1 protein-coding gene is annotated in these 591 nt (G+C 62.9%); it reads right to left on the bottom strand.

What is annotated here, in order from left to right; all coding sequences use genetic code 11:
* The coding region (locus tag FQ705_RS34845; RefSeq protein WP_313955680.1) for an OmpW family outer membrane protein at positions 1 to 449 on the bottom strand (449 nt) is incomplete at its 3' end.
* Positions 450 to 591 lie beyond the last annotated feature (142 nt).

A 591-nucleotide genomic window follows, 5' to 3' on the forward strand; every position in this document is an offset into this window, starting at 1 on the left:
GTGACGTTGGTGGGGCCGCCCAGCACGCCGCGCTCGAAGGCGGTGTTTGTCAGCTTGGCGCCGGTGAAATAGATGTACGATGCGCCCACGCCCACGTAGGGACGGAACTTGGCCTCGGCGCTGTTGAAGTAGTACTTGAGCAGGACCGCCGGGCTCCACTGGTAGGCGCGGCCGATCGGGCTGCCGGCCTGCACCTTGTTGCTGACGCCGCCGTAGCCGCTGGTGTCGGCGCCGTTCAGCGCGGCCACCTTCTTCTCGGCTGCCAGGATGTCGTCGGGATAACGCGGATCGGAGCCCGCGGCCGGACGCCAGCCGGTCTGCTCGAGCTGCACCAGTTCGGCGCGCACCTGGGCACGCGTCACGGCGCCATTCGATTGGGTTTGGGCGAATGCAGCGGCGGGAACCACGAGGGCGGCTGCGATGGCGACGGCTTGAATCAGGTTCTTCATGATCGATACCTCCAGGATGTTGTGCGTTCGGTCGCTGTGTTGCTCAACCGATGGACTGAAGTGTAGGACGCATCGAAACCTAGGGTTAACACTTAAATTGCGACAACAGTGTTTCCGTATGAAGAACAAATACCCGCCAAGC

This window comes from Paraburkholderia sp. BCC1884 (assembly GCF_900996225.1).
Classification (GTDB): Bacteria; Pseudomonadota; Gammaproteobacteria; order Burkholderiales; family Burkholderiaceae; genus Paraburkholderia.